Annotated in this window: 7 protein-coding genes and 1 tRNA gene; 2 read left to right on the top strand and 6 right to left on the bottom strand. The window is 71.6% G+C overall.

Annotated elements, in window-relative coordinates:
• Positions 1-426 precede the first annotated feature (426 nt).
• Positions 427-498 (top strand) — tRNA-Cys (locus ADK52_RS04885).
• Positions 499-564: 66 nt separating this feature from the next.
• On the opposite strand, the gene ADK52_RS04880 is transcribed toward ADK52_RS04885, so the two are convergent.
• The 5 genes from ADK52_RS04880 to ADK52_RS04855 form a co-directional block, all read right to left on the bottom strand.
• Complete coding sequence (locus ADK52_RS04880; protein WP_053688548.1) at positions 565-912, bottom strand: hypothetical protein; 348 nt, start codon at positions 910-912, stop codon at positions 565-567.
• Between the two features lie 116 nt (positions 913-1,028).
• Positions 1,029-1,583 (bottom strand): XRE family transcriptional regulator, encoded by a 555-nt coding sequence (locus ADK52_RS04875; RefSeq protein WP_159045840.1) that lies wholly within the window; start codon positions 1,581-1,583, stop codon positions 1,029-1,031.
• A 967-nt stretch (positions 1,584-2,550) separates the two neighbouring features.
• Positions 2,551-3,849, bottom strand: coding sequence for a cytochrome P450 family protein (locus ADK52_RS04865; protein ID WP_234343415.1), 1,299 nt, complete (start codon positions 3,847-3,849; stop codon positions 2,551-2,553).
• 81 nt (positions 3,850-3,930) lie between these two features.
• Entirely contained in the window at positions 3,931-4,110 is a 180-nt protein-coding gene (locus ADK52_RS04860) for a hypothetical protein (protein ID WP_053688545.1), read from the bottom strand.
• The gene (locus ADK52_RS04855; protein ID WP_053688544.1) at positions 4,107-6,050 is read right to left on the bottom strand and encodes a prolyl oligopeptidase family serine peptidase; all 1,944 of its coding nucleotides are present in this window, start codon (positions 6,048-6,050) and stop codon (positions 4,107-4,109) included. Before ADK52_RS04855 ends, ADK52_RS04860 begins: the two co-directional genes overlap by 4 nt.
• Positions 6,051-6,280: 230 nt before the next feature.
• Here ADK52_RS04855 and ADK52_RS04850 point away from each other — a divergent pair, with 230 nt between their 5' ends.
• Positions 6,281-7,558: an MFS transporter gene (locus tag ADK52_RS04850; RefSeq protein ID WP_053688543.1), complete on the top strand. Its 1,278-nt coding sequence runs from the start codon at positions 6,281-6,283 to the stop codon at positions 7,556-7,558.
• 1,174 nt (positions 7,559-8,732) lie between these two features.
• Here the strand turns inward: ADK52_RS04850 and ADK52_RS04845 are convergent.
• On the bottom strand, positions 8,733-9,794 hold a 1,062-nt coding region (locus tag ADK52_RS04845; protein ID WP_053688542.1), incomplete at its 5' end, for a protein-L-isoaspartate O-methyltransferase family protein.

The following is a 9,794-nucleotide window of genomic DNA, read 5'->3' as shown; positions in this document are numbered from 1 at the left end:
AGCCGGCCCTTCGGGCCGGGGTCCTGCGCTGCGCTCCGGACTCGTTCGGCTCTCGCTGCGCTCCAGCCGAACAGCCTGCTTCGCAGGCCTGAGTGACTCCGTTTCACGGAGTCCGGGCCTTCGGCCCGTTGGGCGGGTCCGCTCCGCTCCCCCACCCGGGTCCTTCCGGCTTCGCCTTCAGGACCAGCCCGCTCCGCGGGCGCCGGCAGCAGTGTCAGTGGTGCCGGTTAGGTTTCCCCTTGACGGGGTCGGCAGCGAAGCCTCCAGCACTGGAAACCCAACGGCAGAAACCTCCCGGCCTGCACGGGGGCGGCCACGGCCTAACCGGCGACCGGGGCAAAAGGGCCATGCAGACGCTTGCCAGCACCGGCCCCGTCACCACTCAGAAGTCGCTTCAGGGCTGGCATAGGCTGTACAGGCGCGGTGGGGGCAGGTAGCGCAGAGGTCGACGCGCCCCCTGCAAGGGGGATGACGCCGGTTCGAATCCGGTCCGCCCCACCGCGTGCTCTCAGGGCGCCCCCGTTTCACGGGTCAAAGCCTGCGGCCTGTTGGGTGGGCTTGTCCTCAGACCCAGTACCCGCCGCAGTTGGCGTCGCATTCGCAGGGTTGCGGTTCCACGTCCGGTGCCAGGATCAGCGGGCCCAGTCTCCGCACCAGTTCCTTGTCGTCCAGGTGGCCTCCGAACCGGTCCCAGGAGGCGATGAACCGTCCGGGCGTGAGTCCGAGCTCGAAGACCGTCGTGAACGTCGCGATCATGCAGAAGGAGATCGCGCCGTCACGGCCGACCGGATCGCTGATGCGGGTCTCCAGGTCGCCTCTCAGCCAGGTGAGCATCTCCAGTGTGGATGCCCCTGCGATCGCCTTCTGGCGCAGCGCCTGCTCGATCTCCCGCTGCCCGGCTCCCTTGCCCACGCCCGCCTCTTCGAAAGAACCAGCCCACAAAGCAGTGCTTCAAAATAGTGCCCAGCTTGAGACAGGAACAGATGACATGGTGCACTTCGGGTCCTGCGAGCGCGTGCCGGTGGACGTCACGTTCCAGGCAGGTTGACGAGGTATCCGTCGCGGGAGTTCCCACGCATGGTGCGCGCCAACTCGGAGATGTGCCGTGCCTGGGTGGCAGACAGTCGGCGCACCTCCCACAGCAGCGCCGCGGCGTCCACGGCCTCCGAGCTGGGAGGGCGTGGCACCTCGCTCAGAACAATGCCCGCCAGTGCGGCCAGTTCGTAGGCATCGATCCCCAGTGGAGCGGCGAAGTCCGTCACCAAGCGGGGCGTCAGTTCCTTGCAACCAGCGCCGATCACACCGTATGTGGCCGCCGACAGGTACGTGGGCGTCATCACCGCCAGCGTCTTCGCCATGCCCATCCAGTCCAGATTCCGGTACTGGAGCATACGGATGGCGCAACTGCCCGGACCGCCGGTGAGTGGTGCGAGCCGCTTCGGGGCGAATCGGGAATGCCGTTCCTCCTGCGGCAGTGCATGGATGAGGTTGAGGAGTTCACGTCGGCCCGCCGCTGGGAGGTGCACCGCATCCATCACGACGTACGACACCCACCGCGCGGCCGCGGTGTCCAGCGGCGCCATGTCGTCCGGGACCTCCAGTCCCGCGAGGATGAACAGATCGACGGCATGGAAACCAAGCGCAGTCGCAAGGCACCGGAGCAGCCCCTCGCCTGGGGTCTCCCGCGAGCACTGCGCGTACCTCGACGATGGTCGACCCGGCCCGGTCGGCAAGCTCCTGCACAGTGAGCTTTCTACGGTCCAGCAGCCGCCCGAGCATCGCGCCGAAACCAAGGTGCTCCGTCATCCCAGCAGCCTACTCAGAAGCGCTTGCAAGGCGTCAGCCACCCGTTGCGGGCGTGCGGGTCCACCGGCGGATGGCAGTGAGGGGCTCCTGGAGGTGCTGAACCGGCATGTGGAGGAGGTCGGCGGGGACAAGCAGGCGCTGGGGGGTGTTCATCGCCAACAGTCGCTCTCGCCGGCGCTGCTGGTGCCCGAGCGGGTCGAGGGACTGTCCGAGCTTGGGATGCGCTGGGAGAAAAGCCCGGGCGGACGGGACCGGTCCGGCTCGGGTTGGATCGAACCCTCCGTGTGGCCGTGGATGTAGCCCTCGGGTGCGGTCGCGGTGCAAGCTCGAATGGGTAGGTTCCTGTGCCGGAAGGGCTCCTTGGCGTACGGTTCGCCCGTCAAGGGGAGGGAAGCGCGCCCCCGACAACCCGCTCCTGCCCCTCATCAACACCCGCAACAGCGAACAACTCCGCCACACCGCGACGACCATCCGTTGCCACCTGAACAGCTTCTGACCAGCAAAAACGCCACACGGGTCATATCAACCGGCAACAAACCGACCAGGCCAACCACCGAAAATGACAGCACCAGATCGGCATCCACGTCAGCACGAAAAGCCTCAACAAGCCCCAGCCGAACAACGGCTACCCCACAACCACAGCACTGACATCACACTGCCGAACCAGCACCGACGAAAACCCGCAGATCATCAGTGCCCCGTTCTCCTTGACCGACCCGGCCCAGGCCGCGACGGTGGGGGGCGTCAGCGGCGCAGGGTGACGGGCAGCGCCTCCAAGCCGCGCAGCATCATCGTGTTGCGCCAGCTCAGGTCGCGCTCCTGGCAGGCCAGGGTTGTTCCGGGGAAGCGGGCGAGGAGCGCGGTGAGCGCGATCTCGGTCTCCAGCTTGCCGAGCAGGGCCCCGAGGCAGCGGTGGATGCCACCGCCGAAGGCGAGATGGCCTGCGTCCCGGCGGTCGAGGATGAGGCGGTCGGGTTCCTGGAAGCGCGCCGGGTCGCGGTTGGCCGCGCCGAGGGACAGCAGCACGAACTCGTCCTGCGGGATCACCACCCCGCCGACGTCCACCGGCTCGGTGGTGAAGCGGGTGGTGGCCATACAGATGGGTGAGTCGTAGCGCAGGAACTCCTCGACGGCCCTGGGCATCCGGGTCGGATCGGCGCGCAGCCAGGCCGCCTGGCCGGGATCGCGCAGCAGCGCGAGGCAGGAGGTGCTCAGCAGGTTCACGGTGGTCTCATGCCCGCCGATCAGCAGCAGGGCGACCATGCCCACGATCTCGTCGTCCGTCAGCTCCCCGCGCTCGCGGGCTGCCATCAGCTCGGTGAGCAGATCGGCGGGACGGTCATTGCGGCGGATACGCCGGTCGGCGATGGCCAGGACGTACGAGCCCATCTCCTGGACGGCTCGCCGGACCGCCGCGTGGTCGCCCTCCTGGGTGACGATGGCGGTCGACCACTTCCGGTAGAGGTCGCGGTCCTCGGGCGGGAAGCCGAGCAGTTCGCAGACGACGAGGATCGGCAGCGGGAAGGCGAAGTCACGTACCAGGTCCACCGTGGCGGTGGTGGTGCGGGTCGTGTGGCGCGCGGCTGCTGCGTCGAGCCCGTCGAGGAGTTCGAGGGTGATGCGCTCGACCATCGGCCGCATCGCCTCGACCCGCTTGCGGCTGAACGCCGCCTGGACCACGCGGCGGAGGCGGGTGTGGTCGGGCGGATCGCTGCTGAGCATATGGGTGATCTCGGTGCCCAGGTTGATGCCCTCGACCCGGCTGTCGGCCAGGGCCTGGGCGCGCCGCACATCCTGCGCGAAGCGGCGGTCGGAGAGCGCGGCCCGGACATCGACGTAGCGCGGGATGATCCACAGCCGCAGGCCGCCGTCGCTGTGCAGCACGGAGACCGGGGCCGATTGCCGCATCCTGGCCAGGGTCGGGTACGGGTCGCTGCGGAACGTCGGCGGGTTCTGGCGCGGTTCCGTCGTCTCGGGCTTGTCCGGCCGGTGGTTCTCCGGCCGGGGACTGTTCGTCCGGGGTGCTGCCGTAGCTGTGGTCATGATGTTCTCCTGTTCTCACCGGCACGGCCGGCGCCGCGGCGGGGTGCCGGGCGTGGCACCCCGCTACGGCGCTGCTCGGGCTCACTGCAGAGGCGACTTCTTCTCCGTGTTCTTCTCCGTGCGGGTGGTGCAGGCCGGCGCCGGGCCGTTCGGCCGGACCGGGACCGCCTTGTCCAGGGCGGCCTCGTGCGGCGGAATGATGAGTCCGCGCTCCCGCTCGGTGGCGCTGATGGGGTCGACGCGCAGTCCGTGACGCTTCATGGGGTTGACGACCTTTCTTCGATGTGATGGACGGGGTGGTGCGAGCCGGTCCGCCCGCTGTTGCGGCGGTCGGCGGTTCTGGGGGAGGCGCGCAGCGTGTCGTCGGCGTAGCGCACCATGGCGGCCCACGCGGCGGCGTATCCGGCTGGGTCACGGCCCACGTCGTGTCCGCCGCCGAGCCACCGGACGCGATGCGGGACGTCGCGGCGCCGCAGCGCGGCGAGATAGCGCTCGATCTGTTGCGGAGGGCACTTCTCGTCGTCCGCCGAGGCGGCGAGGAAGAGCGGGCCGCGTACGCGGCCCACATAGGTCATCGGGCAGGCCGCGCGATAGCGGTGTGGCACCTGCTCGGGGGTGCCGCCGAAGAGGCGGTCGTCGACCTCCCGCAGCGCTGGCGTCGTCGCCCGGTACGCCGCCGTGTAGTCGGCCACCGGGACGACGGCCAGCCCCACGTCCCACAGCCGGGGCTGGACGCCCATCGCCAGCAGCGTCAGATAGCCGCCCCAGGAGTAGCCGCACAGGCCGGTACGGCCCGGCTCCGAGACTCCCGCGTCGATGAGGTGGCCGCGCACCGCGGCGAGGTCTTCGAGCTGGGCGAGACCGACCCGGTGGCCGAAGTCGTCCCGCCAGCGGGGGCCGTAGCCCGTCGAGCCGCGGTAGTTGGTGCGCACCACGGCGAATCCGGCCCGGACCAGGGCCTCGGTCCGGGCGTCATAGGCGTCCCGGTCGTGGGTGTGGGGCCCGCCGTGGACGAGGAAGATCGTCGGCCAGGGGCGGTGGCCCGCCCTGCGGCCGGGCGGGGTGGCCACGAAGCTGTGGATCTGCCCGTACGGCCGAGGTGTCCACAGCTCGCGGCGCCCGGATCCGGTCGTTCCGCCGGGCGCGGTGCCGCGTGACGCCGTCGTGGAGCGGCCGGAGTGGCCGGAGCGGTCGGGACGTTCCGGGGGTTCCGGGTGCTCCGCACTTTCCGAGCCTTCCGGGCTTTCCGGGTGGCAGATCAGTGGCCGGGGCAGTTCGCCGTCGCGGCTCCACAGGCAGTGGACCGTGCGGTCGGGTGCGCAGGAGAAGTCGATGATCGTGCCCTCGGGCGTGGGAAGCACCGTCGTCGTACCGCGGTCGAGGTCGGCGCGGAGCAGGCGGCTGCGTCCCGCCCGGTCCTGCTGGACCAGCGCCGTGCGGCCGGGCCCGTACCAGCAGGCGGTGATCTCCGTATCGAAGTCGAGGGCGGAGCCGGGACCGTGCGTACGGATCCCCTCGCCCTGCCGCCAGAAGGCCAGGGTGTAGCGGCCCGCGCGTTCGAGGACGAGCAGCAGTTCCGGCCGTGCGGTGGTGAGGTCGGGGCGGAAGCCCAGCGCCCACACCGCGCCGCCGTCGCCGTCCCCCGCTGCGCCGGGGATGGCGTCCACGAGGACGCCGGAGGCCGGTGACCACAGCCGGACCGCGGCCGGTCCGGCCGGGCACCCCGCGGTGGCCAGCAGCCGGCCGCCGGGGGCCAGGCCCACCACTGCCGCATAGCCGGGCTCCTCGGCCACCAGGCGGGCGCGCTCGCCCGGTCGGCCGAGGTAGTACCGCGAGCGGTCCGCGACCCCGACGCCGACGGCGGCGAGGCCGCTGCGGGGGTCGAAGGCCAGGCCGTGCATCCGCCCGGCGGGCACGCCGTCGAGCGCCGGGCGCGGGTGGCCGCCCTCGAACGGCCCGCGCAGCCAGCGGCCTTGACCGCCGGGAGCAGCGTCGAACCACCACAGGCCGTGGCCGTCCGGCTCGATGGCGGCGGTTTCCACACCCAGCGGTGCGGTGGTCGCCTGGCGGCGCTGACCCGTCCTCAGATCCCAGGCCACGATCTGCGGGAGACCGTCCACATACCGGGTCTCGACCGCTCGCCGCCCGTCGCGGGCGGCGAAGGACGGGACGTGCACCGCCGGTCCGATACCGCCGCTCATCGCCGTCCCTCCCTTCGTTGGTGTCCGCTTCCGCCGCCGGTGGCCTTGGCTGTGGTGGGCTCCGACGGCCATCACACTGCCGGACGGGCGGGCCGCGTGGCAGAGAAGAAAGCGCAGCGGCACCGACAGTGAGTACTGCCGGTCCTTCCCTGGCACCGGACGGTGGGCGGGCGACAGGGTGCGGGGGCGACCACATGGTCCGGACCCACCGAGGAGAAAGGGGTGACCCGATGACGATCGCGGCGACCCGGCCCGGCGCAGCCCCCGTCCCACCCGGCGGAGCGCCGAACGGCACAGCGGGTGGCAGGCCGAGCCGTGCGCTGACGGCGGTCTATGTCGCGGGCGCGGTGACGGCGTTGGGCACCCAGATGACCATGCTCGCGCTGCCCTGGCTGGTGCTGGAGACCACCGGCTCGGCCACCCGGGCGGGCCTGGTCTTCGCGGCCCAGGTGCTGCCCATGGCGCTGCTCGGCTTCGCGGGCGGAGAGGTCATCCAGCGCCTGGGCGCCCGTCGGACCATGGTCGTCTCCGATCTCGCCCGCGCTCCGGTGGTGGCGCTGATCCCGCTGCTGCAGACCCTGGGCGCGCTCAATGTGGCCGTCCTCGTGGCGATCGTCACGGCGCTCGGGGCGCTGGCCGTTCCGTACCACGCGGCACAGCGGGTGCTGGCGATGGAACTGCTGAGCCCGCACGCCCGCTCTCTGGCCCGCGCCAACAGCGCGCTGGCTGGTGTGACGAACGGCTCGGCGTTCGCCGGACCGGCGCTCGCGGGCGCGCTGATCCCGCTGGTGGGGACCACATCCGTGGTGTGGCTGGACGCGGCCTCGTTCGCCTTCTCCGGATTGCTGCTGCTGCGCCGCGTCCCGGCAGGGGGTGGCGGGGCCGGAGGGTCCGCGGCCGGGCCGCGCGGCCTGTGGGCGGGGGTGCGGCATCTGTGCGGCGACTGGTTCCTGAGCCGGGCGATGCTGTCCACCGTGGTGTTCGGGCTGATGCTGCGAACCCTGATGATCACCCTGCCGGTGCTGGCGTTCACCCGGTTCGAGGGGGACGCCAGGGTCGGCGGCCTGCTGATCGCCGTCGATGGCGCCGGTGGCCTGGTGGGCTCGGTGGCTGCCTATGTGCTGGCGGCACGGGTCGCCCCCGTACGACTCGCCTGTACGGCCCTGGTCTGCGTCGCGCTACCCCTGTGGACGCTCCTGGTGCCCGTGCCAGCCAGCGTGCTCGTCGTCGCCGTCGGCCTGTCATCGGCCGCCGCGCCCCTGGCGAACGCGCCGCTGATGGGCCTGCTCTCCGCCCGGCTGCCGGACGGCTTCGGGCCCAAGGTGTTGCAGGCCGTGGTCACGATCAGCACCCTGACCGGGCCGCTGGGCTTCCTGGCCGCGGGCGCCGTCCTGGACCGGGCCGGTGTCGCGGCGACCCTGTGGGGTGTCGCCGCGCTCGCGACGTTCGGCAGCGGCAATCTGATCCTGGCCCTGCGCCGCCTCCAGGCCACCGGAGACCCGGACTGACCTGGTCCTCCGAGAAGACCCGGTGGACGAGGGTCACGCGGCGGCGGAGCTCACCGGAAGTCCTCCTCGCGGTACTCCGCGTCCGAGCCCGCCGCTGTGGCCTCGCCCAGCTCGATGCGGCGGATCCGGAGGCCGCTGGTGATGACCACGGTGATGACCAGCGACACGCTCGCCTCCGCCCACGCCCGTCCCCCTACCTCGCCCGCGACCTGATCGAGTTCTCCTACCGGCGGCCCGCCGAGCACAAGATCAACGACCCGGCCAGGGCAAACGGATCATGCGGGACGCCGCCAAGGCCCTCGGCCTGCCCGCGAGGTCTGGGCCAGCCGGGACAAGCTCGGCTTCGCCTCCCCGGTCCCCGCCTGGCTCACGCAGCACCCTCGCGGGCTGGGTCCTGGTCGGCAGGCGGCGGTGCCGCACAGGCCGGCAGGCCAAGCCAGCGTCAGGCGCAGACCCCCCCCGGACCACCGCACGCGCGGGGGCAATGTCGACAGCGCGGTGCACGAGGCGTTCCGCCTCGGACGATCACCTTCGGGCATAGAGACGACGACGCCCCGTTCTCCGGCCGCCGGCCGAACAGCGGACGTTCCCCCGCGGGCGCGGGGTCCAGCCGGGACCCGCCCGTGCTGCCCGGCTCGGTCAGGGACGATCCCCGCAGGCGCGGGGTCCAGACTTTTTGATCTGGGGTTTTGTCAGCCTAGGTAGCTGATTTCATTCAGTTGCGTCGGGATGGAGACAGAGACCTGCCGTGGTGTCGCCACGGTATCCCCGAGAAGACCGTTTGCCCGGTAGTCGCGACAAGAACACGGGCCCCTGCGCGCCGAGGTCGCCCTCACAACCCGCGCCACCTGCTGGGACAGTTCAGAGAGTCCGCCCCCGAACTCCGTCGGTGACGCGACCGCAATCCGGCACCGCCATCATCGCGGTGACCATCCTCGCTGCCCTCCAGCGCCCCTGGCCATAGCCAGGGCGGGTAGTCGGCCAGGAAGGCTCTCCACTTGCAGCCGGTGTCGACGACGCGGATCGCATCGACGATCTCCCGTCTCAGCGCGCGGCCACCGTGATCGCGGATGAATCAACCCAGACCGTGGTGCTACCTGATGTCACGGTCAGGCCGTACCTCTCGACGGTCGGCCGGCCCAGCTCCTCCCACCGCCGGTACGCGGCGGTGACCTCATCCCCCAGCGGTCGGGGTCCTGCTTGGGCCACGGTGAAGTCGGCCGCCGTGCGGCCGTCGTAGTCGACCGTCGCCCAAGAGCCGGTGGCCGCGTCTTGGATCTGGAGGCGGGTGTGGGGCGTGGTCTCCGCTGGTGTCCCAGGCGTACGAGGCGTCGGGGACGGTGAGGCTGATGTGGAACTCGGCGTCGAGGTCGCCGCCCGCGGGCGCGGTCGTCGGCGGGTGGGACTCAGGGTGGGGGCGTGCCATCGGCATGAAGGAGGCGAAGGAGTGGAAGTGGCCGTGGGCAGGGCCGGTATCGGTGGCTGTGAGTTCGAGGGTGCCGTAGCTGCACCAGGCCGACGTCCAGGGGGTCACGATGCGGCCGCCTGCCGGCCGGAGTCCGGCCAGCCAGTCGGGTGGGATGCGGTCGACGGAGAACGTGGCCAGGACGACGTCGTAGGGGGCGCCAGGCGGCCATCCGCCGGCGCCGTCCGCGGCCACGACCGTCGGCGCCCGGCCGACCCTCTTCAGGTTCTCCTGCGCGACGGCAGCGAGGGTGGGGTCGAGATCGACGGTGGTGACCTGCTCATCCCCCGCCAGGATGCACAGCAGTCCCGCGTTGAAGCCGGTCCCCGCGCCCAGCTCCAGCACCCGGAGTGGGGCTTGGCCTTGGCCGTTGGGTTCGGTGAGGCCGGCCAGGAGGAGCATGCGGGCGACCATCGACGGCATGGACGCCGACGAGGAAGGCAGACCCTCGGTGAAGCGGGTGACCAGCGGCTGATCGGTGTATGCCACGGCCAGCCAGCCGTCGGGATCCGTCGCCCGGTCCACGGGCCGGTAGCCGCCCGATCCGTCGCGCAGCCAGATCCGGTCGGGCAGGAACCGGTGGCGCGGCACACGTTGGAAGGCCTTCCGCAGGCGCGCGGGCAGGGGCCGGCCGAGCTGCTCGGCGACCTGGCCGAGCAGCCCGTCTACGAGTGTGTCGGTAGCGGGGGTGTCCGGAGTGGCGGGCACGGCTACCTCGTCGGGCCGTGGTTGCCGGACGGCGGGGGCGGCGGTGGAGGCGGGGGCGGAGGG

Origin of the sequence: Streptomyces sp. WM6372, from assembly GCF_001279655.1 — a bacterium.
Classification (GTDB): Bacteria; Actinomycetota; Actinomycetes; order Streptomycetales; family Streptomycetaceae; genus Streptomyces.
The sequence above is the reverse complement of the archived record's forward strand: the minus strand, read 5'-3'. Positions and strand labels throughout refer to the sequence as shown.

Excerpts from the sequence above, each read along its gene's own strand:
- ADK52_RS04875 (WP_159045840.1), bottom strand. The coding sequence starts at position 1,583 with ATGGCGCCGCTGGACACCGCGGCCGCGCGGTGGGTGTCGTACGTCGTG.
- ADK52_RS04865 (WP_234343415.1), bottom strand. The coding sequence starts at position 3,849 with ATGACCACAGCTACGGCAGCACCCCGGACGAACAGTCCCCGGCCGGAG.
- ADK52_RS04860 (WP_053688545.1), bottom strand. The coding sequence starts at position 4,110 with ATGAAGCGTCACGGACTGCGCGTCGACCCCATCAGCGCCACCGAGCGG.
- ADK52_RS04855 (WP_053688544.1), bottom strand. The coding sequence starts at position 6,050 with ATGAGCGGCGGTATCGGACCGGCGGTGCACGTCCCGTCCTTCGCCGCC.
- ADK52_RS04850 (WP_053688543.1), top strand. The coding sequence starts at position 6,281 with ATGACGATCGCGGCGACCCGGCCCGGCGCAGCCCCCGTCCCACCCGGC.